25 protein-coding genes are annotated in these 26,677 nt (G+C 39.8%); 10 read left to right on the forward strand and 15 right to left on the reverse strand.

The genetic code is table 11. From position 1 onward, the window contains the following. Positions 1-361: 361 nt before the first annotated feature. Positions 362-1,060, forward strand: a complete 699-nt coding sequence (locus tag AC3WR0_RS19815) for a Crp/Fnr family transcriptional regulator (protein ID WP_492553926.1) — start codon at positions 362-364, stop codon at positions 1,058-1,060. Positions 1,061-1,387: 327 nt separating this feature from the next. Here AC3WR0_RS19815 and AC3WR0_RS19820 read toward each other — a convergent pair whose 3' ends face one another. The 4 genes from AC3WR0_RS19820 to AC3WR0_RS19835 all read right to left on the reverse strand — a co-directional run bounded on the left by AC3WR0_RS19820 (position 1,388) and on the right by AC3WR0_RS19835 (position 4,807). Further along, positions 1,388-2,515 carry a TIGR04053 family radical SAM/SPASM domain-containing protein gene (locus AC3WR0_RS19820; protein ID WP_492553927.1) on the reverse strand — a complete coding sequence of 376 codons (1,128 nt, stop codon included), beginning with the start codon at positions 2,513-2,515 and terminating at the stop codon, positions 1,388-1,390. An 835-nt stretch (positions 2,516-3,350) separates the two neighbouring features. After that, positions 3,351-3,689, reverse strand: coding sequence for a DsrE family protein (locus tag AC3WR0_RS19825; protein ID WP_492553928.1), 339 nt, complete (start codon positions 3,687-3,689; stop codon positions 3,351-3,353). Between the two features lie 15 nt (positions 3,690-3,704). Next, a complete protein-coding gene (locus AC3WR0_RS19830; RefSeq protein ID WP_492553929.1) occupies positions 3,705-4,013 on the reverse strand; it encodes a metal-sulfur cluster assembly factor in 309 nt (102 codons plus the stop codon). Between the two features lie 26 nt (positions 4,014-4,039). After that, the gene (locus AC3WR0_RS19835) at positions 4,040-4,807 is read right to left on the reverse strand and encodes a prolyl oligopeptidase family serine peptidase (RefSeq protein ID WP_492553930.1); all 768 of its coding nucleotides are present in this window, start codon (positions 4,805-4,807) and stop codon (positions 4,040-4,042) included. Positions 4,808-4,998: 191 nt separating this feature from the next. Here AC3WR0_RS19835 and AC3WR0_RS19840 point away from each other — a divergent pair, with 191 nt between their 5' ends. The 3 genes from AC3WR0_RS19840 to AC3WR0_RS19850 all read left to right on the forward strand — a co-directional run bounded on the left by AC3WR0_RS19840 (position 4,999) and on the right by AC3WR0_RS19850 (position 6,237). Next, positions 4,999-5,811 carry a Cof-type HAD-IIB family hydrolase gene (locus tag AC3WR0_RS19840; RefSeq protein ID WP_492553931.1) on the forward strand — a complete coding sequence of 271 codons (813 nt, stop codon included), beginning with the start codon at positions 4,999-5,001 and terminating at the stop codon, positions 5,809-5,811. A 94-nt stretch (positions 5,812-5,905) separates the two neighbouring features. Further along, entirely contained in the window at positions 5,906-6,058 is a 153-nt protein-coding gene (locus tag AC3WR0_RS19845; RefSeq protein ID WP_166030536.1) for a hypothetical protein, read from the forward strand. A gap of 2 nt (positions 6,059-6,060) precedes the next feature. Next, a complete protein-coding gene (locus AC3WR0_RS19850) occupies positions 6,061-6,237 on the forward strand; it encodes a DUF3813 domain-containing protein (RefSeq protein ID WP_081680080.1) in 177 nt (58 codons plus the stop codon). A gap of 321 nt (positions 6,238-6,558) precedes the next feature. On the opposite strand, the gene AC3WR0_RS19855 is transcribed toward AC3WR0_RS19850, so the two are convergent. Then, entirely contained in the window at positions 6,559-6,966 is a 408-nt protein-coding gene (locus tag AC3WR0_RS19855) for a hypothetical protein (RefSeq protein WP_492553932.1), read from the reverse strand. A gap of 17 nt (positions 6,967-6,983) precedes the next feature. Next, positions 6,984-7,823 carry a YitT family protein gene (locus tag AC3WR0_RS19860; protein WP_492553933.1) on the reverse strand — a complete coding sequence of 280 codons (840 nt, stop codon included), beginning with the start codon at positions 7,821-7,823 and terminating at the stop codon, positions 6,984-6,986. A gap of 140 nt (positions 7,824-7,963) precedes the next feature. Between AC3WR0_RS19860 and AC3WR0_RS19865 the strand changes: the two genes are divergently transcribed. Continuing rightward, positions 7,964-8,824, forward strand: coding sequence for a DegV family protein (locus AC3WR0_RS19865; protein WP_492553934.1), 861 nt, complete (start codon positions 7,964-7,966; stop codon positions 8,822-8,824). A gap of 64 nt (positions 8,825-8,888) precedes the next feature. Further along, entirely contained in the window at positions 8,889-9,020 is a 132-nt protein-coding gene (locus AC3WR0_RS19870) for a DUF3941 domain-containing protein (protein ID WP_081680081.1), read from the forward strand. Between the two features lie 55 nt (positions 9,021-9,075). Here the strand turns inward: AC3WR0_RS19870 and AC3WR0_RS19875 are convergent, their stop codons facing one another. Then, on the reverse strand, positions 9,076-9,936 hold the full coding sequence (locus tag AC3WR0_RS19875; RefSeq protein ID WP_492553935.1) for a CvfB family protein: 861 nt from the start codon (positions 9,934-9,936) through the stop codon (positions 9,076-9,078). A gap of 124 nt (positions 9,937-10,060) precedes the next feature. Here AC3WR0_RS19875 and AC3WR0_RS19880 point away from each other — a divergent pair, with 124 nt between their 5' ends. After that, positions 10,061-10,552: a YajQ family cyclic di-GMP-binding protein gene (locus AC3WR0_RS19880; RefSeq protein WP_492553936.1), complete on the forward strand. Its 492-nt coding sequence runs from the start codon at positions 10,061-10,063 to the stop codon at positions 10,550-10,552. 273 nt (positions 10,553-10,825) lie between these two features. Beyond that, a complete protein-coding gene (locus AC3WR0_RS19885) occupies positions 10,826-11,698 on the forward strand; it encodes an SDR family oxidoreductase (RefSeq protein ID WP_492553937.1) in 873 nt (290 codons plus the stop codon). A gap of 58 nt (positions 11,699-11,756) precedes the next feature. Here AC3WR0_RS19885 and AC3WR0_RS19890 read toward each other — a convergent pair whose 3' ends face one another. The 6 genes from AC3WR0_RS19890 to AC3WR0_RS19915 all read right to left on the reverse strand — a co-directional run bounded on the left by AC3WR0_RS19890 (position 11,757) and on the right by AC3WR0_RS19915 (position 20,604). Next, on the reverse strand, positions 11,757-12,776 hold the full coding sequence (locus tag AC3WR0_RS19890; RefSeq protein ID WP_492553938.1) for a LacI family DNA-binding transcriptional regulator: 1,020 nt from the start codon (positions 12,774-12,776) through the stop codon (positions 11,757-11,759). Between the two features lie 44 nt (positions 12,777-12,820). Then, positions 12,821-15,184 (reverse strand): glycoside hydrolase family 31 protein, encoded by a 2,364-nt coding sequence (locus tag AC3WR0_RS19895; protein ID WP_492553939.1) that lies wholly within the window; start codon positions 15,182-15,184, stop codon positions 12,821-12,823. Between the two features lie 25 nt (positions 15,185-15,209). Then, the gene (locus AC3WR0_RS19900) at positions 15,210-16,748 is read right to left on the reverse strand and encodes an alpha-amylase family glycosyl hydrolase (protein WP_492553940.1); all 1,539 of its coding nucleotides are present in this window, start codon (positions 16,746-16,748) and stop codon (positions 15,210-15,212) included. Between the two features lie 307 nt (positions 16,749-17,055). Next, complete coding sequence (locus tag AC3WR0_RS19905) at positions 17,056-17,898, reverse strand: sugar ABC transporter permease (RefSeq protein ID WP_492553941.1); 843 nt, start codon at positions 17,896-17,898, stop codon at positions 17,056-17,058. Between the two features lies 1 nt (position 17,899). Continuing rightward, positions 17,900-19,186 carry a sugar ABC transporter permease gene (locus AC3WR0_RS19910; protein ID WP_492553942.1) on the reverse strand — a complete coding sequence of 429 codons (1,287 nt, stop codon included), beginning with the start codon at positions 19,184-19,186 and terminating at the stop codon, positions 17,900-17,902. 152 nt (positions 19,187-19,338) lie between these two features. Next, on the reverse strand, positions 19,339-20,604 hold the full coding sequence (locus AC3WR0_RS19915) for a sugar ABC transporter substrate-binding protein (protein ID WP_492553943.1): 1,266 nt from the start codon (positions 20,602-20,604) through the stop codon (positions 19,339-19,341). A gap of 283 nt (positions 20,605-20,887) precedes the next feature. On the opposite strand from AC3WR0_RS19915, the gene AC3WR0_RS19920 reads away from it, so the two are divergent. Together AC3WR0_RS19920 and AC3WR0_RS19925 are read left to right on the forward strand one after the other, a co-directional pair. Next, positions 20,888-22,645 carry an alpha amylase N-terminal ig-like domain-containing protein gene (locus AC3WR0_RS19920; protein WP_492553944.1) on the forward strand — a complete coding sequence of 586 codons (1,758 nt, stop codon included), beginning with the start codon at positions 20,888-20,890 and terminating at the stop codon, positions 22,643-22,645. Positions 22,646-22,744: 99 nt separating this feature from the next. Further along, complete coding sequence (locus AC3WR0_RS19925; protein WP_492553945.1) at positions 22,745-24,088, forward strand: MATE family efflux transporter; 1,344 nt, start codon at positions 22,745-22,747, stop codon at positions 24,086-24,088. Between the two features lie 186 nt (positions 24,089-24,274). Here AC3WR0_RS19925 and AC3WR0_RS19930 read toward each other — a convergent pair whose 3' ends face one another. Both AC3WR0_RS19930 and asnB read right to left on the reverse strand, forming a co-directional pair. Further along, complete coding sequence (locus tag AC3WR0_RS19930) at positions 24,275-24,448, reverse strand: hypothetical protein (RefSeq protein WP_492553946.1); 174 nt, start codon at positions 24,446-24,448, stop codon at positions 24,275-24,277. A 364-nt stretch (positions 24,449-24,812) separates the two neighbouring features. Then, on the reverse strand, positions 24,813-26,660 hold the full coding sequence (gene asnB, locus AC3WR0_RS19935) for an asparagine synthase (glutamine-hydrolyzing) (protein ID WP_492553947.1): 1,848 nt from the start codon (positions 26,658-26,660) through the stop codon (positions 24,813-24,815). Positions 26,661-26,677: the final 17 nt, after the last annotated feature.

Consider the following 26,677-nt stretch of genomic DNA (forward strand, 5'->3'; position numbering starts at 1 on the left):
TATAGTGAGAAACTTATTTCTTGCTTATATTAACAAATAGTTTTCATTTGGCTGATAGTTCATTCCCTTTAATGATAACAAAATAAGAGATTAAGAGCTATAACAACATTATGGATATAAGCTGGTATAATCTATTTTCCCTTATGTATTAAAAGTAATCACTTTTTATGCCTCGTTTATTATTGTAAAGGATAAATGTTACATCTCGAATGTTTTTTAATAAGTTTTCACTATTTTGTCATTGTTAACCCCTATTTTTTGCTTCTTCCTGTTATAGAATATGGTTAACAACTAATTTTTACATTCAAATTAAAATGATGGATACATGAGCTTACGGAAATAACAAAGAGAAGGTGACGAAATGGTTACGAAAATGAAGCCTACCCATTCAATAGAAATAAAAGAATTACTGCGTTTTGCAGACAGGAAATTTAGAAGCGAAAGAGGAACCTTCCTTTTCCAGGAGGGAATGAATGCAGATGAACTATACATTATTCTTTCTGGAAAGGTTCAAATAAGTAAAATTACTTCTGATGGCAGAGAGCTTTCTCTTCGTATATGTGGAGAGAATGATATCTGCGGAGAATTAACTTTATTTACTTCTAGCCCAAAGTACCTGTTAAGCGCAAAGGTTCTTGAAGAAGGGGACATTGTAGCCATTCGAAAAGACGTATTGGAGCATGAAATTTTCCAAAACAGCACTCTTGCCTTCGAATTTATGAAATGGATGAGCGATCATTTCCGAAAAACTCAAACTAAATTTCGTGATCTTGTACTAAATGGTAAACGCGGAGCACTCTTCTCAACTCTTATCCGGATGTCGAATAGCTACGGAATCCATAAAACCGATGGGATCTTAATTGACTTGCCACTTACAAACCAGGAGCTCGCAAATTTCTGCGGCACTTCCCGAGAAAGTACGAACAGGATCCTAAATGAATTAAAGAAAGATAATATCATATCTGTAAAACGCGGAAAAATAACTATACTCGATCTGCAATATCTTAAAGAGGAAATAGGCTGTGAAAACTGCCCGGCAGTTTATTGTAATATTGAATAGGTCTTTTAGTAAAAAGGGATGGTGAACCATCCCTTTTGTTGTTTTTATTCTGTTTAATTTCCCGATTAAATTCGGTGGTGCTCGTTTTCCGCGGAAAATCAATCTACTGCCTGTAAATAACTTCATGATATGCATCTGTGTACAGCACTTTTAGCTTTGCGACGAGCTGAAGGTTGGCTTCTTCGAATATTCTGTGGCGAAGGAGGTTGGCTTCTTCAAATTTCAACAATCTCTTAGTAAAGAGCATTTATTTAAAAGGGATGGCCAGCCATCCCCTTTTTTGTCTTGTTATTTATATTTATTCGAAGCGAATGCATCCGCTTTTCTTTACTGTTGTTCCTGTTTTTCACGCAGAGCTTTTGGAATATATACACAGAAAGGCTCGCTTTCAAGATAGTCGCCTGTCATGGCATATGCCCTTGAGCGTGAGCCACCGCAAACATGGCGGAACTCACATACTCCACATTTACCTTTATATAGGTCCGGGTTACGAAGTGATTGGAAAATGGGAGAATCCCTGTAAATCTCAGCTAAAGGCTGCTCTCGGATATTTCCTGCTTTTATTGGAAGGAGGCCGCTTGGATAAACGTCACCTATATGAGAAATAAAAACAAATCCATTTCCATCGTTGACTCCCTTAGGAGCCCGGCCTAACCCATCAATTGATCCGGTCAGTCCTTCTTTAGTCAAAGCACTTAAATATTCAATATGTGCTGTTTGGTTTTTGGCCTCTCTCATTTTTTGCTGAATTACAACTCTGCGGTAATGCTGAGCAGCAGTTGTTTTAATATCAAAGGACACTCGTTTGCTAAGGTCGTAAAGCCACCTGAATACTTTTTCATGCTCAACGGGCGAAATCATATCGGAAGTTTGACCTCTTCCGGTAGGTACGAGGAAGAATACGCTCCAAAGCACACATTTTAAATCTTCCACAACTTTAGCCATTTCGTCTAAGTGATCGATATTATAACGGGATATAACTGTATTGATTTGAACTGGAATCTCTAGTTCATGCAAATACTTAACCCTTTCTAGTGTCAGGTCAAAGGAGCCCGCTGTTCCCCTGAAATGATCATGAATTTCTGCAGTAGGACCATCCAGGCTAAATGCCCATCTTGCCAGGCCCACTTCCTTCGCTTTTTGAATTGCTTCTTTAGTCACGTTAGGAGTTGCACTCGGTGTCATCGACACACGGACCCCTTTCTCCACCGCGTACTTAGCGATATCAAAAACATCTTCCCTCATTAATGGATCCCCGCCGGTAAATACCAGCATTGGATTATTCATTTCATATATTTGATCAATTAATTGCTTGCCTTCTTCAAAGGTTAATTCTCTAGGATCTCTTCTATATTGAGCCTCCGCCCGGCAGTGAAGGCACTTTAATTGACATGCCCTGGTCAATTCCCAAATTACGATAAATGGATCCTTGTTAAAGTCCCGGCTAATAACCATTTGACTCGCCTCCTGATATCTGCCGCCATTTTTTAATAACAGCATGATACTATGTATTATATAGGTGTCCTCATGGCAGCAAAGTGAACTTGCTCACATCCAGAAAAAGTTCTTTGTCTGAATTGTGAAGATCAGGAGAGGTAAGGGGCGGAGCTGAATTAAGTATTAGAAAATGATGTCTGGTGGTTGAGGATTTTGGCCTCTTCTTATTCTGGTCATTCCGGGTTTGATCATTTCCTCGTACGTTGGCGCAGCTCCGAGTTTGGGCATTTCCTCGTACGTTGGGGCATACCTCTGAGTTTGGGCATTTCCTCGTACGTTGGGGCGCACCTCCGAGTTTGGGCATTTCCTCGGACGTTGGGGCATACCTCTGAGTTTGGGCATTTCCTCGGACGTTGGGGCATACCTCTGAGTTTGGGCATTTCCTCGTACGTTGGCGTACCTCCGAGTTTGGGCATTCCTTCCCAAAGTCGTGCATTCCCTCCTAAAGTCGTGCATTCCCTTTCCAAAAACGTGCATTTCCTCTCCGAAATCGTGCATTCCCTTTCCAAAAACGTGCATTTCCTCTCCAAAGTCATGCATTCCCTTTCCTAATTCGTGCATTTCCTTTTCGAAATCGTGGATTTCCTTCTTCCAGTAAGCTTTTGTTCACAAATTATGACCCAGAAGAAGAAATTTTTCTATTTTTAAGCCTAACCGCCTGTATATCAACGAAAAAGTTGAATTTAACCCTAAAAAAACGGACTTTAATTTTATAAAGCAACGCTCTATTCCTCAACAAATAAAAAAACTGACCCCATAGACCCTCACAAGCGGTCTATAAAGTCAGCAGATATTAAGATATTGTTATTACTTCATATTGGGCAGCTAATTCAATAAAATGGCCCATGCCGCTGATTTTTCCAGCAGCTAATTTATCTTCCACTTTGTAATAGTCAACACATGTCTTGCAGGCTAGAATGTCAACGCCTTTTTCTTCGAGCTCCTTAATATGGACAGAGGAGAAGGAGTCATCAGTAAGGGCAAAAACTCCGCTATTCATAAAAAAGATTGCTGCAGGAAGGTCCTCTTTCTGTTTTAGCAAAGTGAAAAAGGTTTCCAGAACTCCTTCACCAAGTTCTTTTTCTCCCCTTCCAAGCTGATCAGATGAAACAAGAATAACTTTATTTTTCATTGGAATTCTCCATTCTTAGCGAATGCCAAGCGCTATTTTGGCATAGCGGGACATCATATCTTTGTTCCATGGCGGGTTGAAAACAATATCTACTTCTGTATTTTTAACTTCAGGAATATCAGCAAGGGCCCTTTTAACCTGATCCACGATTGTTCCTGCAAGCGGACAGCCCATAGCAGTTAAGGTCATGGTTACTGTTACTGTTCCTTCTTCATCCAGTTCTACATTATAAACAAGCCCCAAATTCACGATATCTACGCCGAGTTCCGGGTCGATTACAAGTTCCAGTGCACCAAGTAAATTTTCTTTTAATTCTTCATCCATTTCAATCACTCCAATTTATATTTTATTTATAAAAATTTACTAAACCAATCAATAGTAGCCTTTACGCCTTTCTGGCTAACCTTATGGCCAGCGCGTTCATCCGTAATAAACTTCAATTTTTCAGGATGCCCATTATAATCCCCAGCTATATTTTGATAAAACTCATAAGCAAACGAATAAGGGACAAAATCATCCTTTTTGCCGTGCCAAAATAATAGTGGGCGACCTTCAAGTTTTCCCGGCTGAATGCTTAAGTCATATACACGCAGCATTGAAAGCTGGCGGTCAATTTCCTCCTCCGAGAATGGAATACGGTGACCATGATTCCTTATCTGTTCAAGCTGAAAGCGGGAGAATTCTTCATAGGCTGGCATCCCCATTAAACTTACGGCTGCCTTTATCCATTTATACTGGGTCAGTGCTCCCAGGGTTGCAATTCCTCCCATTGATGTTCCGGCAACTCCAATCCGGTCTACGTCAATTAGGTTTTGGGAAACATAGTGCTCCTTTAACACATTTAAATCATGAATGGTGGTTAATACGATTTCCCAAAAACGGATATATAAATCCTGTTCTTTTAATACCAGTTCTCTTTCCCCATGATAAAGGGCTTCTGGCAATAAAACACGGAATCCCTTCTCAGCAAGCAGATAAGCATAATGAAGATTATTTTCCTTGGCGCTCGTAAAACCATGAATAAAGAAAACAAGCGGGAGTTTTTCTGTCTGCTGTTCCTGATTGACCAGGTGCAGAACGGGAATACTTTCAATACGTTCATTTTGAATCAGGATCAAACTTTAAACCCCCTATGGATTCCTGTAAATTATATCTTTTTTCTGAAGCTTTTTAAGTGAATTTTTTTACAGGTTTGCTATAAAATTGTTAACATAGTTACTATAGGACTAAAAAATGATTTTATATGTGTAGTGTAACATGAAGAAAACTTTTTTCCTAAACATTCACTTTCAGTTGAAAAGGAGAACTTATGACAGAGAGACACTTAATTGCTTTGGATTTAGATGGAACTTTATTAAAAGACGACAAGACAATATCCCCTTTTACAAAAGATGTTTTGAAGAAAGCACGTGAAGAAGGTCATGTGGTGATGATTGCCACTGGAAGGCCATTTAGGTCAAGTGAACTTTATTACCATGAATTAGAACTGGATACACCAGTTGTTAATTTTAATGGCGCTTTTGTCCACCATCCCCTTGACCCGGGCTGGGGTCAGTACCATACACCACTTGATATTAAGGTGGCAAAGGATATTGTTGAAGCTTGCCGTTCTTTTAAGTTCCACAATATTATTGCTGAGGTAATTGATGAGGTTTATTTTCATTATCACGATGAAAAATTGCTCGATATTTTTAATTTTGGCAATCCCAAAATTACATCTGGTGATTTAGCTAACCTTTTAAAGGATTCTCCTACCAGTTTGCTTATCCATTCACAAGAGGAGGATGTGGAATTAATTAGGAAGCATCTAACAGATGTTCACGCAGAAGTTATTGAACACAGGCGCTGGGCAGCACCTTGGCACGTTATCGAAATTGTACGTAAGGGGCTTAACAAAGCTGTTGGTTTGAAAAGGGCTTCTGAATACTTCCAGATCCCTCCCCAAAGAATGATTGCCTTTGGCGATGAAGATAATGACCTGGAAATGATTGAGTATGCAGGCCGGGGCATTGCTATGGGAAATGCCATTGATCAGCTTAAAAACATTGCCAATGAAGTTACGCTGACCAATGAAGAAGATGGAATCGGCCACTATCTAAAGGACCTGTTAAATTTAAAGTAAATGGATTTTACATCAATGAACCCTCCCAAAAAGGGCATACTATAAACGAAGCAGCACTGCTTCAATCAGAGCTCTATTATTGGAGGGAATTCGAATGGGTAAACGAAACAAATCAAAACGCTTTGTCCAGCAAGGAAAAGATACGGTTTCCAAGCATTCTGAACGAATCCCCTACCACATGACCTATGCCGAGGCGGAGGCCCAGAAGATGGCCAATGTACATGATTCCGCACTTGGAGGTATTTAAGGATGGGTAACCGATTGTTCAAAGAGGCACGCAGATTTGTAGAGATGGCTAACACGGCCAGCCCAGCTGAAAGGCCCGAAGCAGTTGAAAAAGCTAAAAATGCATTAAGTTCTGCATATGCAAATTCTACTTCGGCTGAACAGCTTCAACTCCATGAGATGCAAAACGAGCTTGAGTAAGAAAAGCGAAAGCGGCTTGAAAGTGTCGTATGGCAGAGGATGATGGTAAAATCACCACGTCCTGTGGCAACACCTTTCTGACCTGCATCCCTGAAAAAGTATAAGACTTGCCGTCGGGGTTGTTCTTTAACCTCCCCTCGGATTAGCTTATGACCTTGATCCCCCCTACAATGAGCTAGACAACATGAGGAGTATGTTGTCTTATTCTAGCCACGAGTGGGATGGACACTAGCTAACAGTCATACTTGATGCAAGCAGGACTCTGGCTGCTGAGCTGGATATAACTCTGGTTATATCAAAAAAAGCTGACACGTTTTTGTGTCAGCTTTTTCTTTGCTCCAAAAGAACAGGAAATGGATTAGTTTCGTTCGGTTCCTTGTCATATAGATAAAGAACCACTGATCCATTTTGGGGTAATTTTACTTGAGGAATCTTTATTTCAAATTTAAATGATGTCCACTCTTTTGCTCTTATAGGTACAACTCCTTTTGCCAGTTCGTTGTGCCCATCCTCTACTGTGTAAAATAATTCCCCTCCCTTTATCCTAACTTCACCTGTTATTATGTACCGGCCATTTTTACCGGCACTCCGTACATTTCTAAATTTTTGAGGGGCTTCCGTCTTTGCATCAGCCACTGCTAAGGTTTTTTTATCATGCCCAGTGATATCCGAAAACACTGGAAGCCCTGCAGCGGTAAAAAGTACTAGTAAGGCAAGTAAGACTTTCATTTATGTACCTCCTATTATTAATCTTTTCGGAAGAAACCAAATATCCCGGTTGTTTCGATAATATTTGTAAAAGCATGAGGATCTACATCTTTTATTATTCTTTCCAAATCAAATAATTCATACCTTGTTATAACGATCATCATTATGTCCTTGTTTTCATTTGTAAAAGCACCTTTAGCTGGAATGGCAGTGATTCCACGGACCAGCTTAGCATATATAGCTTTTTTTAACTCTTCGCCTTTTTTGGTAACAATCATTGCTGTCAGTTTTTCATTTTTTGTATGAATCGTATCAATCACTTTTGTAGAGGTATAAAGTGCTACTAATGTATAAAGAGCCTTTTCCCAGCCATATAAAAGCCCTGCAGTTAGAATGATGATAGAATTGAGAATAAAAATATATGAACCGACCGGCTTGTCCTTCATTCTTGAAAGTATCATGGCGACGATATCCAATCCGCCTGTTGATGCCCCCCACTTCAATGTCCAGCCTATTCCAACAGCCGCAATTACTCCCCCAAATACCGCATTTAGAAGAATATCATGTGAAACCTGTTTAACAGGAATAATTTCGAGAAATAAGGAGCTTAGAAAAACACTGATAAAACTATATAATGTAAAGGACTTTCCCACCTTAAGCCATCCAAGGATCGTAACAGGGATATTTAATAGAAGCAGCAGTATTCCTGTAGAAAGATGGAAGGATGTATTAGAGAGGATTTTGGACAATAACTGCGCTATTCCTGTAAAGCCGCTCGCATATATATTTGCTGGAATTAAAAATAGATTCATCGCCATTGCGTTTAAAAATGAACCTATCAGGACAACAGAAAGTTTTTTCACTTCCATAACAACCATTTTGAAATACCCCCGATAAAAATGCAGCTTCATTCATTATTTAGCCCTTTTTTCCTAATTCTCATTACAGGTAATTGTTTTTTTTATGCGAGTCCGATAAACTTGAAGTAAAAACGATTAGCTAGAAAGCAGGTGAGGATATGGCAGTAAAGATACTGACAGACAGTGCATGTGATTTGCCTATTGAATTTTATGAAGAAAACAACGTGATTCTTTTACCCCTTAAGGTTGAAATAAATGGTCAGGAATACGAAGATTTAAGAACAATTTCACCAAAAACTGTCTATGATTTTATTAGAGGAGGAAATTTACCTAAAACATCCCAGGTCTCTCCTTTAATGTTTGAAGAGGTATTTACAAAAATGGCGGAAAATAATGAAGAAGGCGTTTATATTGCCCTTTCATCCCAATTGTCCGGTACTTATCAGACAGCTGTCATGATACTCGAACAAGTCAAAGAAAAATACCCTGACCTGAAGCTTGATATTATTGATACTAAATGTGCTTCAATTGGACAGGGCTTAGTGGTAAAAGAAGCAGTAAAGCTTGCTGAGCAAAATGCTTCAAGAGAAGAAGTTAAAAGAGAAGTTATTTTTAGATGCGAACATATGGAACACCTTTTTACCGTAGACGATCTTGAATATTTGGCTAAAGGCGGCCGGGTTTCGAAAGCTTCTGCTTTTCTTGGCGGTCTGTTAAATATAAAGCCTCTTTTAAATATGGAAGATGGAAAGCTTGTACCCCTGGAAAAACTTCGCGGCAAGAAGAAACTCCTGCGCCGGATGCTTGATATCATGAAAGAAAGAGGCTCTCAATTAGATCAGCAGGTTATCGGGATCAGCCATGCAGATGACCTAGAGACAGCCGAAGAGGTAAAAGTGTTGATAATCGAAGAATTTGGTCCAAAAGAAGTTTATATTTCATCTATTGGTTCTGTAATTGGCGCACATACAGGCCCTGGAACCATCGCAATTTTCTTTTTAAATCAATTGCCATCATAATTCTTACATACTGGCTCCCTTCCGTGCAGAAACTATTTGTGAAATCACGGAAAGGAGCCTTTTTATGCCGCATACTTCTGATAATGACAAAAAAGCACAGGACCATAATGCCATGAACCACGAAAAAAATATGATGCGCGAGAAAAACCGTCAAGCCGGGAAAAACTCGTATTCAAAGAAAACAGATCATAAATAAGACTTGCGAATAAAAGCTTAAGACAAGAATAAAGAGCAGGCACCATGCCTGCTCTTTATTCTTTCTTATAGGTCCAGCTGCCTTCCTGATATACTTTGCCATCCTTCATTAGCTTTCCAAGGGCTCTTTTAAACGCAGCCTTGCTAAGCTGGAAGCGTTCCTTAATATCCTCCGGCATACTCTTATCATTGAATGGCATTGCGCCATTTCGTGATAGAAGATAGTCATAGATCATTTCTGAATCCTCATCAAGAGCAGATTGCTTTCTCGCAAGCAGCGATACGTTTATGGTTCCATCTTCTTTAATATCTATTATTCTTCCCTCGACCTTTTGTCCGAGGCGAGGCTCCTTTTGCCTTTGGGATTCATGAATAAAACCTTTATATCCTTCAATTGTATAAATCCAGCTTCCAACCTTAGCGGTGCGGTAAATATGTCCCTGTACATTTTTGTTAAAGTCTTTGCGGTCAGCTTTCGTTGAGATCTCCTCGATGATCGGGTCAGTCGCATGCTTTGCATAAATCCGGTAATTTCTGTCCGTTTTCAAAGTAACATAAAGCATATCACCCGGTTCTGGCCATACACTTGTATGTACTGGAAGATCATCCTGGCCAAGTAATAAATCCTTTTGAAGGCCAATATCCAAAAACACTCCAAGTCCAGGGGTTTTATCCTTCACGGTTACCCAGCCGTAATTTCCCGCAGTAATGGGAGGAATTCTAGTTGATGCAGATAATCGTCCATGTGAATCAGGATAAAGAAAAACCTCTACCGATTCCCCTTCCTCATATTCACGATCTGTTTCATTGCTATGCAATAATACATCTTCCGTTCCGTCTGTCAAAAAATAACCAAATGATGCTATACGGGCAACCTCTAAAACGGTAGTTGTACCGGTTAATTCTACTAATGACAATTTGTTACCTCCTCTATTTCACCTCAGTTTATTCAACCAGGTTGTTAGCATTGCTATATTTTACTATAATGAAGCCATATAAGGAAATAATCTATGATTTATATTCCAGAACAGGAGGGCTTTTATGTCCAAAGACAGCTCATTTGATATTGTATCCAAAGTTGATTTTTCAGAAGTGACAAATGCAATAACGCTAACAATGAAAGAAATACAAACCCGTTATGACTTTAAAGGCAGCAAAAGTGAGGTTACCCTCGACAAAGAGGAGCTCGTCCTGGTTTCAGATGACGAGTACAAGCTTGACCAACTGAAGGATGTACTTCTTGGGAAACTCATTAAACGAAATGTACCAATTAAAAATTTGGATTACAGTAAAATTGAAAGAGCTTCTGGTGGCACTGTCCGTCAGCGCGCGAAACTGGTACAGGGTATCGATAAAGAAAATGCAAAAAAGATAAACACTATTATTAAAAATAGTGGAGTTAAGGTAAAAAGCCAGGTTCAGGACGACCAGGTCAGGGTTAGCGCAAAAAGCCGTGATGACCTGCAAAAAATTATTTCAGCAGTGAGAGAAGCAGATCTGACAGTCGATGTTCAATTTATTAATTACAGATAATAGTTTTCTACAGCGAAAGAGTGACTACTCTTTCGTTTTTTATATTGTGATGATTGTCGATATCGGGATTGCATACATCGGTGTGCCCGTTTCGAGTACAAAGCTCGGTCCCAAACCCGTCAAAAGTCCTTCATGCGATTATATTAAGCCTCCTTCCCCCCAAATCAACTGGCACTTCAATCCTAAAGTTGTCCTCTTCCTTGTTTTTCCATGTTTTTTCTACCCATAAAAAGGAATTATGAATATAGGAATTATAAAAATGGAGGGATTTTTATGTCAAGCAATAGTGAACAGCAAAAAAATGGATTTCCACCCCAACACCAAAACCAGCAGCCAGGTACAGAAGGGCAAATGAATCCTGAACCAGTATCAGTCGATCCTTCCTATAAAGGCAGCGGCAAATTATCAAATAAGACCGCCATTATTACTGGCGGTGATAGTGGTATTGGAAAGTCTGTCGCTATTTACTTTGCAAAAGAGGGTGCCGATGTAGCGATTATTTATTTAAAAGAAAATAGTGATGCCAAAGAAACCAGACAGCTGATTGAGGCTGAAGGGCGAAAGTGCCTTCTTATTGCGGGGGATATCGGCGATGAGTCCTTCTGTAAGGATGCAGTTCAACAAACAATGGATGAGTTCGGAAAAATTGATATCCTTGTTAATAATGCAGGTGAACAGCATCCGCAAAAAAGCATTCTTGATATTAGTGCCGAGCAGCTAGAAAGAACGTTCAAAACAAACATTTTCTCTATGTTCTACTTAACAAAAGCTGTTCTGCCTCATTTGAGCAAAGGTGCTTCCATTATTAATACAGCTTCCATTACTGCATATGCAGGCAATGAACAACTGATCGACTACTCTTCGACCAAAGGTGCTATTGTAACCTTCACAAGGTCATTATCGATGTCTCTGGCTACGCAAGGCGTTAGAGTGAATGGAGTTGCCCCAGGACCAATCTGGACTCCGCTTATCCCTTCAACTTTTTCTGCAGACCAGGTGGCAAAATTCGGTACAGACACACCAATGGGACGAGCTGGGCAGCCTTACGAATTGGCACCAAGCTATGTTTTCCTTGCGTCTGATGACTCCACCTATATTACAGGCCAGATGATCCACGTTAATGGAGGAAAAGTAGTGAATGGTTAACGAACATTATTTTCTAATAAAAACAAGGCATAGCAGTGCTATGCCTTGTTTTTTCTTATTATAATTTTGAACAGGAATGTCGTTCAACCAGGTTATGAGAAATAATTATCCGTTTGGTTGGCTCATTATTGTTTTCAATTTTTTGGATTAAGCTTTTGGATGCCTGATATCCAAGATCAAGAATATTTATATCAACTGAAGTTAATGGCGGCTTTGACATTTCTGCCAGCAAAACATTATTGAAGCTGACTATAGAGATATCCTCCGGAACTCGGATTCCCAGTTCATCAAGTGTATTTAACACACCTAATGCCATGAAATCATCGGCAACAACCAAAGCTGTAGGATGCTCTTTTAACTGCATAAGTTCTGCAACAGCTTCCTGTCCGCCTTCACGAAGAAATTCCTCTTGAACAATATATTCATTCCGAAGAGGAATATTTGCGTCTCTCAAGGCCCTCTCATAGCCTAATAAGCGGTCGACAGTTACCACTAAATCCAAGCTGCCCCCGATAAATGCAATTTCATGGTGGCCCAGACCTATCAAATATTCTGTTGCTTCTTTCATTGCCCTGAAATTATCATTATCAACATGCGTAATTTCTTCTACATGCTTATATGGTTTTCCAACCACTACAAAAGGAAAGTCCCTTCCCTTTAGATAAGAAATCACCTTATCTTCGACTTTAGAGTAAAGAAGGACCACTCCATCCACTCTTCTGCCCTGGACCATATGAATAACAGCATCAAGGGTTTCATCTTCCGATTTACCAGTTGTCATATGAAGAGCATAGTTTTTCTCGTGTGCACCTTCACTTATCCCCTGCAGGACTGTCGGGAAAAAAGGATTCTGGAATACCACATCACCGGAGCTTGGCATTACAAGGCCAATTGCCTGAGTTGACTGGCTGGCCAGGCTTCTTGCTATAAAATTAGGATGATATCCTAGCTGCTCCATCGCTTCTTTTACTTTTTTCTTTGTTTTTTCACTTATTCTGGGACTATTGGCAATGACCCTTGAAACAGTTGAAGGAGCAACATTAGCCAATTTTGCAACTTCTTTAATCGTAACAGCCATTTATTTCACCTCTTTCAAAGAAGTTACTACATTCTTAATTAATATTATAAAGTAAAAATAACTTTTTGATTGCTCTTTCTTTCAGCCAGGAATGGTTTTCTATTGATTAAAATATTCCATTTTTCTGATATACCATGAATGGCGATTTCTATTTCGCGCCAATCCGGTTTATAGCTTCCTTTTTTATTAACATTTATATGAATTTGATTTTCACCGGACATGGTAATTTCAAAATCAGCTAAAATATATTTTCCAGACTCGTAGTCGAAAGAGCTTCCATCATCATCATAAAATTGATAAACAGCCTTCTCATTTTCTTTAAAGTAAATATGAAGCTGAATTCTTTTCTCTTTTTTTTCTGAAGTAAGTTTAGGCTCTCCCAAAACAATAACCGACCCCTGTTTAATAAAAATAGGCAAAATATCTAATTCAGCCTGGATTAAATGGTATGTGCCGCCTTCCCATACTTTATCAGTCCAATAATCAATCCAGGAACCTTCAGGAAGATAAACTGCCCGGTGTTTAGCGCCTGGCTGCATGACCGGTGTAACTATTACATTTTCGCCAAGCATAAATTGATCCGAAATCTGATAGGTGTTGGTGTCATGGGGATACTCGAAAAAGAGTGGCCTCATGACGGGTGTACCCTTCAAACTTGCTTCAGCAAACAATGTATATAACTGAGGACGCCAAAGGTATCGAAGCTCAATATACTTTTTAATAATCTTTTCGTATTTCTCCCCGAATGACCAAGGCTCCTGACGAACTGAGCCAATGACAGAATGATTTCTGAAATACGGTGTGAAGGCTCCCACCTGTGTCCACCTTGCGAGCAATTCTCCACTTGCATCGTGGGCAAAGCCTCCAACATCAGGACCTGAGAAAGTGACTCCGGATAAACCAAGATTAAGGATCATAGGAATGGACATTTGCAAATGTTCCCAAAAACTCCGGTTATCTCCTGTCCAGACAGCTGAATATCGCTGGACGCCCGCAAAGCCTGCTCTTGTTAGCAAAAACGGTCTCTTGCCTTTAAGCTCTTTTTTCATGCCGGAATACGTTGCCTCACCCATCATCAAGCCATAAAGATTGTGAAACTCTCTATGCGTTTTAGGGCTCCCGTCCTGGTTATGGAGAACCTTTAAATCCATCGTTTTCGTTTCATTAAAAACAGCTGGTTCATTCATATCATTCCAGATGCCTTCGATTCCTGTATTTGTATAAAAGCGGTGTTGTTCCCCCCACCACTCTCTAACAGGGGAAGAGGCAAAGTCAGGAAAGGCGCTTTTGCCAGGCCAAACCTCACCGAAATAAATATTACCTTCTAGGTATCGGCAAAAGTAATCTTTCTTTACTCCTTCTGAATAAACCGGATATTCAGGATCCTCTTTAACTCCTGGATCTACAATCGGAACAATACGGATACCGGCCTCCTTAAGCTCTGAGACCATCTCTTCAAAATGGGGAAACCTTTGCCGGTCCACAGTAAATACCCTGTAACCGTCCATATAATGAATATCTAGGTATATGGCATCGAGAGGAATCCCTTTACTTTTAAAGGCTTCGGCCAAGGCCAAGACTTCTTTCTCGTTTTCATAGCTGTACCGGGATTGATGGTAGCCAATCGCCCATTTAGGTGGAAGCGGCATTCTCCCGGTCAGGAAAGTATATTGTTCCAATACCTCCTTAGGTGAAGGTCCGGCAAAAAGATAGTAATCAAGCTGCCCGCCTTCTGCCTTAAAGGAATATTCTGTTTGACTTGACTTGAGATCAAACACAGTTTTAAAGGTATTGTCAAAATAGATCCCATGCGTATTCCCTCCTCTCATTGTCAGAAAGAATGGAATGGACTGATATAGTGCATCCGTTTCAGGATTATGGGGAGAATAAACATCGGTATTCCACATTGTGAGTTTATCCCCGCGCTTATTAAGAAACCCTGATTTTTCTCCAAACCCATAAAAGAAATCCTCTTCATCCATTTTTTTAAAACAAACAACTTCTTTTCTATGAGAATACGCCATCCCATGTGTACCATCACTGACAATCTCACGGTCTTGATAATCGTAAACCTTTATGTTTAATGGAACTTTATTTATATAAATCTTTAACTGAGAGGTTTGGCAGACTATGAAGTTTTCGCTTTCTTCTACCTTAAAATCAACCTTCTCCTGCTTTCCAATGACAGCTTGACTTGAAGCAAGGTTTGTCTCCCCGAAAAAATTAATGACAAATCTAACAATATCTTTCCGAATAAAAATAAGCTTTAACTCTCCTGATTCAGTAGAAATAGAAATGCCTTGTTCTTCCTTCAAGAAACGGAGAACTCTTCCTATACTCAAGTATTCTGTCAGCGCATTTATATCATTCATTCCTGGCTGGATAGCTGAGCTCGAATCATCTGCCATGATAAATCCCCTTTTTCAATAAGCCCTATTGTTTTGTGGCCCGCTTTCTTTTAACAATGAAGAAAATAAAGACAGCAAAAGCAGCCCAAACTGCTGCAACAGATATAATTAGAGGATAATTAAGGCCAGTCTTGTCGGCAAGTACATAAATTTCCGCTTTCGCCCTATCCAGGATGATCGTATAAGAGCCATCTTTGCTTTTTACCATATCCCCACCCAGAAGTCCGCGCAATTCCTTTCCCTCAGCCAGCTGATTTCCCTTTAAGGTAACCGTTTGCGATTTACTTGTATTATTGATAGCAACGACAGTTGTTTCCTTTTTGTACTTTCTTTTATAAACTGCCATGCCGTTTTCTTCGTATAATTTTTCCATTGTTCCCCTTGTTAAAGAAGGAAGCTGCTGGCGAAGCTCGCCGATTTTAGTAATATAATCAATCAGCTCCTTGTCAGCCCTGAAATTCATTTGTCTGCGATTATCTGGATCATTTCCACCGTTGAGAGCAATTTCACTTCCGTAATAGACAATCGGAATTCCAGGAGCCGTGTATAAATAAGTTAAAGCCATTTTCCATTGGCTTCCCGGGTTCTGCCTGTTTCGAACAATATCGCTTGTAAATCTAGGTGTGTCATGATTATCCATAAAATTACCCATTAAATAAGGATCTTCATAGATTTTTTTATTTCTCTCCCAATCATTGAAAAGCCAGCTTAGAGTCTGGTCTGGTTTAGCAAAAGCTGTACGCAGATGGTCGTTAAGCGGATAATCAACAAAACCATCTATTCCTGCTTTATCATATTTAGCTATGTAATTAGGATCGTTCGACCAAACCTCTCCCAACAAATAAAAATCCTTTTTTTCTTTTTTCACTTCTTTTGAAAAATCCGACCAGAAAGCCGTTGGTACATGCCTTACGGTATCAAGCCGATAACCATCAATATCTGTTTTTTTTATCCACCATTTGGCAGCATCGATAAGGTATTTCTTCACTTCAGGATTTTCAGTATTCAAATCTGGAAGACCATAGATCCATCCATTCTCCAGTTCCTTTTGGTCGTTCCAGTTAGCAATATCCTTTTGCTCGTGGAACCAGTCTTTCTTAGTGGGATCGTTTACCCATGGATTATTCTTTCCGACATGATTGGCAACAAAATCAAGAATAACTTTAATACCGCGCTTATGAGCCTCTTGTACAAGCTTTTGAAAAGTTTCCATTGAGCCAAAATGCTCATCAGGCTTGTAAAAATCCTTTATCCAGTAACCATGATATCCTGGATCTTCATTATCAAAGATTGGAGTCAGCCAAATAGCTGTAAAGCCCATATCTTTCAGATAATCAAGCTTATCAATAATTCCCTGGAAATCTCCACCATGGTACGCAAGAGGATCCAGTGTATTTACATTGATATCATTTTTTGTATCTCCGTCATTAAAACGGTCCACCATTAAAAAATAAACGGTCTCATCCTGCCATTTTCGATCTTGCTTTTTTTCAGCTGCCTGTACTGGTAGTGATGAAAGAAGAAGTACTAAAACCAGTGCAAAAGCAGACAATTTTTTTACCATTATTAAGTTACCTCCTAAAAGCATCCGTTGCTTGTTGAGTATTGCAGAACAAAAGGCGCAAGCGCCCTGGTTAGCCCTAACAGGCATAAGACGAATCACGTAGGAAATCCTGATTTCTGAAGTGATTTGGCTTATGACCCCGAGGGGCTGGGCGCTGGAGCTGGATTACAATAACCTAGATCGAGTTATCCACAAGGTTAAAATCTGTAATTTCCCAAACGACAAGAAACTTTAAAAATAGGGAAGGGGGAGATCCCCTTCCCTACTATATTTTAAGCTAATTGGCCCCAGTGTCCAAATAATTTTCTTACCCTTTTGTTCCTCCAGCGGTTAATCCAGAAACAAAGTAGCGCTGGAAGGATAGGAATAGTATGGCAATCGGAACTGCTATAAGAACGGCACCTGCCGCAAATGTAGTAAATTCTGCACCAAACTGCTTTGCAACAAGGTCGTAAAGTCCTACAGCCAATGTGTATTTAGATTCAGTACGGAGCAATACACTTGCAATGATGAAATCGCCAAACGGAGCAATAAAGGCAAATAGTGCTACTACCGCAATGATTGGAGTTGCAAGCGGCATAACAATCTGGAAAAAGATTCTTAAGTGGCCGGCACCGTCAATTTTTGCTGATTCGTCCAGCTCTTTAGGAATAGTATCCAAGTAACCCTTCATCAGCCAAGTGTTCATTGGTATTTGTCCGCCAACATATACACAGATTAAACCGATATGAGTATCAATTAGATGTGTCAGCATACCTAAGATATAAATGGCAATCAGAGCTGCAAAGTTTGGAATCATTTGCAGGATTAAGAACGTAAGCAAGCTGTTTTTCCTGCCGATAAAACGGTAGCGGGAAAATGAATAAGCAGTAAGACTAACCAGGATTACAGTGAAGACCATAGTTAGAATACTAACCTTTAAGGAATTAATATACCAAAATAAATAGTTGCTTTTAGCTGTGTTAAAAAGCTCCTTATAGTGGATCAAAGAAGCATTCTTAGGAATGATCGTTGAACCTGATAAACTCTGACCAGGGTTAAAAGATGAACCAATAATCCAAGCCATTGGGTACAGGATAATAACAAACATAGCCAAGATGACCAAGTAAGTTAGCGTGAGTCGTGTGAATTTTTGTCTTTTCATATTCATATTACATCATATCCTCTTCCTGGAATGATTTCGTTCTCTTAAATTGCCATAGCGCCACTGAAATAACGATTATGGAAAGCAGCAGGGTAATAGAAGCAGCTTTCGAATATTCCGCAGATGACATTGTCAGGCGATAAATCCAGGATATCAAAATATCAGTACCACCGGCATTTTGCCCTGGTTCTGCCGGACCTCCGCCGTTAAATAGATAGATAAGATTAAAGTTGTTAAAGTTAAATGTATATTGTGTGATTAGGATTGGTGCAGTCGCAAAAAGCACAAGTGGCAGTGTAATGCTCTTGAATTTTTGGAAGTTTGAAGCACCATCAACGGTAGCTGCTTCGTAAAGCTCATCTGGTATAGACTGCAGGACACCTGTTGTCATGGCGAAAATGAACGGGAATCCGAGCCATGATTGGATTAATATCAAAGCGATACGAGTGTATAGCTTTTCAGTCATCCAAGGAAGACCATCGATATGCAAGAAACCCAGAATATCACGGTTAATCGCACCAAAAGATTCATTGAACATACCAGCAAAAACAAGAATAGATACGAAAGCAGGTACTGCCCAAGGAAGGATAAATACTGTACGGATAATAGCTTTACCTTTTACATCCTTCTGGTTAACGATAATGGCAAGGAAAATTCCTAGTGCTACTTGAAGAGTTGTTGCACAGAATGTCCAGACAAGGGTCCAAGCTAGAACTCCAAAGAATGTCTGACGCCAAATGTCAATCTCAAAAATGTCAAAGAAGTTTTTGATTCCTACCCAGTCTACCAATTTAGCAGGTGGTGAATGGTAAAGATCATAGTTTGTAAACGCGAGTAAAATTACAAAGATGATCGGGAAAACTACAACAAAGATAAGCAATAAAAATCCTGGCGTCATAATTAAATATGGAAATCCATTGTCTACCAGGTTGTGATATTGTTCCTTAACAGTTGAAAGCGGCTCATTGTGATCCCGCATTCTCCCTGTTTTAAATGCATCACGCAGGTTAAATGCGTAAAAGCCAAGACCGAAAACAACAACAATTATGGCTAGAATCCCATAAACTAAAAGGAATATAGAATGATCTCGTGGCAATTCCTCTCCCAGCGTGACTAATCCCCATAATCCAATATTCAAGAGATCCTTGAACACATAGATAAATGCGGCAGCAAGGACAAGAAACGCGCCACCTTTTAAAAATTGTTTGTTATAGAGCTGTCCCAGACCTGGAATAAGTGATAGGAGCAGCGCTGTTCTTCGATGTTTGGTTGGATAGGATAATTCAGCAGACATCCTATATTCCCCTTTCTTTATCTAAATGACTATTTTTTAAGCACAGAGGCTTTATGAAGGAAAAAAGTATTTTTCCCTCATAAAGAATCTGAACCATGGTCTGTAAAAATAGAGGGCAGTACCTCCAGGGAGGAGGCACCGCCACCATTTAATTACTTCTTGATTTGCGCTTTAATTTGTTCTACCGCAGAATCAAGGGCTTTTTTAGGAGCTTGTTTGTTTGTTACAACTGTTTGAAGAGAGTCAGCCATTGGCTTCCAAACCTGTCCCATTTCAGGAACGTTTGGCATTGGAACAGCGTATTGAGACTGTTCTGCTACAGCTTTGGCACCTTCGTCCCCTTTAATAGCAGGATCGTCAACTAAAGCAGTGTTTGTTGGAACTTCAGCAGTTTTTGTGAAACGGTATTTAGCATTTTCATCGTTAGTGATGAACTCTAAGAATTTAGTAGCCCATTCCTGATTTTTAGAGAATGCAGATACATGCCATCCTTTAACACCCATAAATGTTTTTACGTGCTCGCCATTAGGAAGTGTTGGAAGTGCAGTGATACCAATGTCAATTCCTTTGTCTCTGTAAGGCTGGAATGCCCAAGGACCGCTCATAACGGAAGCAGCTTTGCCATCTCCGAATAATCCGTCCATTGCAGATCCGCCGTTTTCACCTATGATACCTTTAGGGAATAAGCCTTCTTTGTACCATTTTTGGATATACTCAGTACCTTTTACAGCACCTTCGTTGTTTAGACCGATATCAGTTACATCCACTTTGCCATCGTCAGAAGTTTTGAAGACGTATCCGCCCATACCGCCGATGATGCCGTGTGCGAAGTAGAAGTTATCCCAAAGAGCTAAGAAACCATAATTTCCGCCTTTAGTGAAGCCTTTAGAGAAAGTGTAAAGGTCGTCCATTGTTTTTGGAACTTCAGTCATAAGTTTCTTGTTGTAGATGAAAACTGGTGTTTCAGAAGACTTTGGAAGTCCATAAAGTTTTCCATCATAAGTTTCTGCATCAATAGAAGGTTTTGCAAATCTGTCAGTTACTTTGCTATCTACTTTCAATTCTGCAATAAGACCTTCAGTTGCAACCTGGCCTACTTGGTCATGAGGTAAAGTTACGATATCTGGACCTGTACCAGCAGGACCGTCAAGGCGTAATTGATCACGCATTTTAGTAGCCATTTCTACTTCTTTAAACTCAATTTTAACGCCGTTTTCTTTTTCGAAATCAGCTGCTACTTTCTTAAGCCAGCCGGATTTATCTTTATCTTCCCAAACAACCAGCTTTTCCGGTTTAGCAGAAGTTTCCTCCTTCTTGCCGGTATTTTTGCTGCTAGTGTCGTCTTTCTTAGGACCACAAGCTGCTAATACACCTAGCATTAGGACGATCATCATAAAAATCGATAACCCCTTTTTCATTTGAACCCCTCCTGAAGAATAAATAAGAAATTTTGCAGTGTATAACCGTTTAATTGAACAGAAATTCACTATAAGCGCTTTCATTCTGTGAAAACGATTGCACAATGTAATTTAATTATAATGCTTATCTCTAATTTGACAACTAGTTTTTTCAAAAAAAAATTTTTTATATCTTTCTTTTAGTAACATTTTTGACAATTTTTATGGGTAATAATATATCGTTGACATTCTTATATCAGTAAAATAACCTATATATATCATGTTTGGAAAGGATGAAATAATATTGTTTAAAGAAGCCATTTATCATCGCCCTAAAGATAATTATGCATACGCTTGCACTGAAAAAGAATTGCATATCAGGATTAGAACTAAAAAAAATGATATGAAAGAAGTTACATTATTGCATGGAGATCCTTATGAATGGGAAGATGGCCAATGGCAAACCAAAACCTCTCAGATGATTAAGAGCGGATCCGACCAATTATTTGATTACTGGTTTATCAGCATTGCCCCCCCTTTTAGGAGATTAAGATATGGATTTATCCTAAATGATGGGAAACAATCTGTGTGCTATACAGAAAAAGGGTTCTATAATGAGGCTCCGATTGATGACACTGCCTATTATTTCTGCTTTCCTTATCTAAATCATGTCGATGTTTTCCGTGCTCCTGAGTGGGTTAAAAATACTGTTTGGTATCAAATTTTTCCTGAACGGTTTGCCAATGGCAATAGTGAAAATGACCCTGAAGGTGCTCTCCCTTGGGGATCATTGGAACCTTCCCGTACAAATTTCTTTGGCGGGGACCTTGAAGGTGTTATCCAGCACATTGACCATCTTAAAGAGCTAGGTATAAGCGGAATTTATTTTACGCCAATTTTTAAAGCGTACTCAAACCATAAATACGATACGATTGATTATATGGAAATTGATCCGCAGTTTGGAACCAAAGAAACTTTTAAAAAGATGGTTGAAGTATGCCACGAAAACGGAATAAAGGTTATGCTTGATGCCGTTTTCAACCACAGTGGTTTCTTCTTTCCTCAATTCCAGGACGTTTTGGAAAATGGTGAGAATTCCCGTTTTAAAAATTGGTTCCATATCCGTGAGTTTCCGATTGTGACTGAGCCAATTCCAAACTATGACACGTTTGCTTTTACAGAGTTGATGCCTAAATTAAATACCGAACATCCAGAAGTTAAAGAATATCTATTGGAAGTTGGCCGCTACTGGGTAAAAGAATTTAACATCGACGGCTGGCGCCTGGACGTAGCAAACGAAGTAGACCATGCATTCTGGCGTGAATTTCGGAAAGAAGTAAAAGCAATCAAATCTGACTTATATATTCTCGGGGAGATTTGGCATGATTCAATGCCATGGCTGCGCGGTGACCAGTTTGATGCAGTTATGAATTATCCTTTTACTACAAATATCCTTAACTTGTTTGCAAAAGAAACAATTAGTGTTAATGAATTTATTGAAAATATGTCCCAGGTTACTCACATGTATCCTCAAAATGTTAACGAGGTTGCTTTCAATCTTGTTGACAGCCATGATACACCAAGAATATTGACCGTATGCGGAGGGGACATTGACCGCCTTAAACAGATTTACAGTCTTCTGCTTACCTTTAATGGAACACCGTGCATTTATTATGGAGATGAGGTCGGCCTAACAGGTGAACAGGATCCAGGCTGCAGAAAGTGCATGGAGTGGGACGCGGAGAAACAAAATCTGGATTTATTTGCCCATGTACAAAAGTTGATTGCCCTGCGTAAGGAAAATCCTCTTTTGGCAAACGAAGGTCAGCTCTCCTTTATTCCTGGGGAATATCACGAAACATGTCTTGCCTATACAAAATCTAATGGAGAAAGAACGGCTGTTGTCATTCTCAACACCGGAAGTGATACCGTTGATTATGTTCTGCCCTTTAACCTATCTGGGAAGTCTGTTCGCAATTTATGGACAAATGAAGAAATATCAGGAACTGATAAATTTTCAATACAGCTAGTTTCAAAAGGCTTTGCCATCCTTGAGTTTTAATGGTTTAATATTCAGAGACATATGATATTTAGAAGCGGACAGGGTCCTTTACTGAACCTTGTCCGCGTTCTTTTGTTTTTACGGGGATGGGGGTTATTTATGGAAAATACAGCTAAGAAAATGACCTTGTTTACTATAACCTGGCCATTATTTATAGAAATTTTACTTTATATGCTAATGGGGAACGCTGATACACTTATGCTCTCCTTCTACTCAGACAAAGCGGTGGCTGCAGTCGGGGTATCCAATCAGATTCTTTCGCTTGTCATTGTGATGTTTGGTTTTGTAGCTACTGGAACATCCATCCTTGTAGCACAAAATCTTGGAGCGAAACGCGGGAAAAACGCAACCGAAATTGCTGCAGTCTCACTTGGTGCCAACTTTCTCTTTGGACTTCTGCTCAGTGCCATTGCCTTTTTCTTCGGCGGATATCTTTTGCAGCTGATGGACTTACCTGCTGAATTAATGAATGAGGCTCAAATTTTTTTGAAAATAGTTGGCGGTTTTTCTTTTATACAAGCATTAATTATGACTATTAGTGCTATTATCAGAAGCTATGGTTACACTCGTGACTCTATGTTTTTAGCAGTGGGAATGAATATTTTAAATGTTACAGGAAACTCGTTATTTATTTTTGGATTATTAGGGTTTCCGGTTCTTGGCCCTGAGGGTGTAGCTATTTCAACCACAGTCAGCCGTTTTATTGGATTTCTCTTTGCCCTTTATATTTTATTTAAGCGGGTCCCTAGGCCCTTTCCTTTTAAGTTGATGTTTCGTTTCCCTAAGGAACATATTAGAAATCTATTAAGAATTGGCGTTCCAGCCGCTGGTGAGAACTTATCCTACAATGCCTCCCAGATGGTCATTACATTCTTCATTACATCGTTGGGAACAGAGGCGCTGACCACGAAGGTATATGCGCAAAATATCATGATGTTTATTTATCTTGGCAGTGTTGCCATAAGCCAGGGTACAGAGATTATGATTGGGCATATGGTCGGCGGCCAAAAACATGAAGAAGCCTATAAACGATGTTTAAAGAGTCTAAAACTTGCTATTATTATTTCTTTCTCTGCATCACTAGTATTTTCTCTCTTCTCCCATCAGCTGGTTTCCTTTTTCACACACAATAAAGATATTATCGCTTTGGGAAGTACGCTGATTTTACTAACGACTATTTTGGAACCCGGACGGTCTTTTAATCTGGTAATAATAAATGGCTTGCGTGCCTCCGGTGATGTCAGGTTCCCTGTTTACATGGGGATTCTCTCCATGTGGGGAGTCAGTGTCAGTCTCTCCTATATTCTTGGCATTTATTTTGGGCTCGGTTTAGTGGGGGTATGGATCGCGTTTATTTGCGATGAGTGGCTTCGCGGGATTTTAATGTTAACACGATGGCGGTCAAGGATTTGGGTGAATAAGGCTTTTGTTAAGGCAGGTTAAGGCCGGGGGTTCCCGGCCTTTTTTTAGTATATTGAAAGCATTTATGAATAGTTGTATTATATATCTGCCAACTTACATTTATAGCTCTGGCGGTCCGGAGAGCAGGCCTGGTTATCTCCTCAATGGTATGGATTGCATTGCAAACACGTGCATTATTTCCTCAATTCGTGCATTTCTCCCTTGAAGTCATGCATTCTTTTCCAATTTCGTGCATTTCTTCCTCAAAATCGTGCATTTCTCCCTTGAAGTCATGCATTCTTTTCCAATTTCATGCATTTCCTCCTCGAAATCGTGCATTTCCTCCTCGAAATCGTGCATTCTTTTCCAAATTTCGTGCATTTCTTCCTCAAAATCGTGCATTTCTTTCTCAAAATCGTGCATTTCCCCTTTTTAATTATTTAAATATCTTTCTCACAGTCTATTTTTTGTGTTTTCCTGTAAAACTATCTTCGTTTAAAGAGCAGCAAGACGATTTTACTTAGATAATTTTATAAAAATCCAAAAAAGGATGTGAGATTTTTTTGTAAAGATGCTTCCACTTCCCAACTCCTCTTATAATTAGCTGCACTAAAAGCCAGGCTCCATGACGATAATCCTAAAAAATAAATGTGATAAAGTGTGCTGGCTGCTATGGTAAAACTTATCTGGACCTTCTGCCCACCAAAAATCCGAATTTGCGTTCAATATTAAAGCTCCCCTGCTGCGAGGGGAGCTTGTTAGATTCTTACTCTGCTAAGTTAATTCCATATTCCTCAAACCAAACATGAATTTGATATAGGTGTGCAAGAAGCTGTGGGCCGGTCATCAATTGGCCAAACCATGGCTGGGTGAAGGACGCGCCGCCAGATTCTGCAATGGCCGTTAATTTCTTATTATCGAATAACTCATGGAGCACGGAAGATTTATTCTTAAGTGCATTTGTGAGCAAATCCTGCACTAGTTTTGTGTAATACGGATTATGCGTCTTTGGATAAGGACTTTTTTTCCGATATAACACTTCTTCTGGCAGCAGCCCTTCAAAAGCCTTGCGAAGGATGCCTTTTTCCCTTGCCCCATGCATTTTCATTTCCCATGGGATATTCCAGGCATACTCTACAAGCCTGTGGTCTGCAAATGGCACACGCACTTCAAGGCCTGCACCCATGCTCATTCTGTCCTTTCGATCTAAAAGGGTAGTCATAAACCAATTCATATTTAGATAAAATATTTCTCTTCTCCTTGTTTCCTCTCGGGTTTCCCCTTCCATTACTGGAGTTTCCGCGACAGAAAGATTATAGTTATCGATTACATACTCATTTAATTTCAATTTACTTCCCCAATGAGGCTTGAGCAATTCCTGCCGCTCTGCAACAGAACGCATCCATGGGAAGCCTTCACGTGTCAAATCATCCTGCCTGTGGAACCATGGATAGCCGCCAAAAATTTCGTCTGCACATTCACCTGAAAGACTTACAGTAAAGTCCTCTTTTATTTTTCGGCAAAACCAGAGAAGAGAGGAGTCGACATCTGCCATTCCCGGCAAATCTCTTACCATTACTGCTTCTTTCAAATTTTCCGCGAGTTCTTCCTGACTAATAATACAGGAGTGATGTTTCGTTTCAAATTCTTCTGCCATTAAGTTAATCCAATAGGAATCAGCATCAGGCTGAAAGTCATTCCGTTTAAAGAATTGATGGTTTCCTTCATAGTCAATCGAATAAGTATTGAGCGGCCCTTTTCCCTCTTTTTGAAAATCCCTTGCCGCAATGGCTGTTATTATGCTTGAATCGACTCCGCCTGAAAGGAAGGTACACAGAGGAACATCCGAAACAAGCTGCCTTTTCACAGCGTCGGTCACAAGGTATCTGACATTTTCTATCGTATCCTCCAGGCTGTCCGTATGCTTCCTGCTCTCGACATTCCAGTAACGCCATATCTTCAATCCATTTCTTGAAAAGGTTAGGGCGTGACCTGGCTTAAGCTCACGTACTCCCTGAAATACACCTGAACCAGGCGGCCTTGAAGGTCCAAGCCCCAATACGTCTGCAATACCTTCCCGGTTTAATGCAGGCTTTATTTCCGGATGGGCAAGAACAGCTTTCAATTCCGATCCAAAAATAAGTCCACCAGAAACCTCGGAGAAAAATAATGGTTTAACTCCAAGCCGGTCACGTGCTATGAAAAGATGGTCCTTTTTTTCATCCCAGACAGCAAATGCAAAGATCCCATTTAAGTGTGTTACACATTCCTCAGCCCATTCTATATAGGCTGTTAACAGTACTTCAGTATCAGAATGGCCCCTGAACGAATATCCTTTTGATAGGAGTTCTTTCCGAATATCTTCGGTATTATATAATTCACCGTTATAACAAATGGTATAAGTAGCTCCCTTTCCAGTTTTCTGCATTGGCTGGCGTCCACCTTCAGGATCTACTACAATTAGCCTTTTGTGCCCAAGGCCGACGAATCCCTCTGTCCATAAATTTGTATCATCCGGACCTCTTTTTTCAAGGGTTTCTGTCATTTTTTCTAGAATATCCAGTTCATTCTTCATCTGCTTTTTATAATTGATCCAACCAGTAATTCCGCACATAGCAATACCTCCTCCAC

The organism is Neobacillus sp. FW104-15D2, from assembly GCF_058790155.1.

Excerpts from the sequence above, each read along its gene's own strand:
- AC3WR0_RS19905 (WP_492553941.1), bottom strand. The coding sequence starts at position 17,898 with ATGAATATGAAAAGACAAAAATTCACACGACTCACGCTAACTTACTTG.
- AC3WR0_RS19865 (WP_492553934.1), top strand. The coding sequence starts at position 7,964 with ATGGCAGTAAAGATACTGACAGACAGTGCATGTGATTTGCCTATTGAA.
- AC3WR0_RS19885 (WP_492553937.1), top strand. The coding sequence starts at position 10,826 with ATGTCAAGCAATAGTGAACAGCAAAAAAATGGATTTCCACCCCAACAC.
- AC3WR0_RS19910 (WP_492553942.1), bottom strand. The coding sequence starts at position 19,186 with ATGTCTGCTGAATTATCCTATCCAACCAAACATCGAAGAACAGCGCTG.
- AC3WR0_RS19870 (WP_081680081.1), top strand. The coding sequence starts at position 8,889 with ATGCCGCATACTTCTGATAATGACAAAAAAGCACAGGACCATAATGCC.
- AC3WR0_RS19890 (WP_492553938.1), bottom strand. The coding sequence starts at position 12,776 with ATGGCTGTTACGATTAAAGAAGTTGCAAAATTGGCTAATGTTGCTCCT.
- AC3WR0_RS19930 (WP_492553946.1), bottom strand. The coding sequence starts at position 24,448 with ATGCACGATTTTGAGGAAGAAATGCACGAAATTTGGAAAAGAATGCAC.
- AC3WR0_RS19850 (WP_081680080.1), top strand. The coding sequence starts at position 6,061 with ATGGGTAACCGATTGTTCAAAGAGGCACGCAGATTTGTAGAGATGGCT.
- AC3WR0_RS19830 (WP_492553929.1), bottom strand. The coding sequence starts at position 4,013 with ATGGATGAAGAATTAAAAGAAAATTTACTTGGTGCACTGGAACTTGTA.
- AC3WR0_RS19845 (WP_166030536.1), top strand. The coding sequence starts at position 5,906 with ATGGGTAAACGAAACAAATCAAAACGCTTTGTCCAGCAAGGAAAAGAT.
- AC3WR0_RS19855 (WP_492553932.1), bottom strand. The coding sequence starts at position 6,966 with ATGAAAGTCTTACTTGCCTTACTAGTACTTTTTACCGCTGCAGGGCTT.
- AC3WR0_RS19880 (WP_492553936.1), top strand. The coding sequence starts at position 10,061 with ATGTCCAAAGACAGCTCATTTGATATTGTATCCAAAGTTGATTTTTCA.
- AC3WR0_RS19825 (WP_492553928.1), bottom strand. The coding sequence starts at position 3,689 with ATGAAAAATAAAGTTATTCTTGTTTCATCTGATCAGCTTGGAAGGGGA.
- AC3WR0_RS19895 (WP_492553939.1), bottom strand. The coding sequence starts at position 15,184 with ATGGCAGATGATTCGAGCTCAGCTATCCAGCCAGGAATGAATGATATA.
- asnB (WP_492553947.1), bottom strand. The coding sequence starts at position 26,660 with ATGTGCGGAATTACTGGTTGGATCAATTATAAAAAGCAGATGAAGAAT.
- AC3WR0_RS19925 (WP_492553945.1), top strand. The coding sequence starts at position 22,745 with ATGGAAAATACAGCTAAGAAAATGACCTTGTTTACTATAACCTGGCCA.
- AC3WR0_RS19860 (WP_492553933.1), bottom strand. The coding sequence starts at position 7,823 with ATGGTTGTTATGGAAGTGAAAAAACTTTCTGTTGTCCTGATAGGTTCA.
- AC3WR0_RS19820 (WP_492553927.1), bottom strand. The coding sequence starts at position 2,515 with ATGGTTATTAGCCGGGACTTTAACAAGGATCCATTTATCGTAATTTGG.
- AC3WR0_RS19915 (WP_492553943.1), bottom strand. The coding sequence starts at position 20,604 with ATGAAAAAGGGGTTATCGATTTTTATGATGATCGTCCTAATGCTAGGT.
- AC3WR0_RS19900 (WP_492553940.1), bottom strand. The coding sequence starts at position 16,748 with ATGGTAAAAAAATTGTCTGCTTTTGCACTGGTTTTAGTACTTCTTCTT.
- AC3WR0_RS19815 (WP_492553926.1), top strand. The coding sequence starts at position 362 with ATGGTTACGAAAATGAAGCCTACCCATTCAATAGAAATAAAAGAATTA.
- AC3WR0_RS19840 (WP_492553931.1), top strand. The coding sequence starts at position 4,999 with ATGACAGAGAGACACTTAATTGCTTTGGATTTAGATGGAACTTTATTA.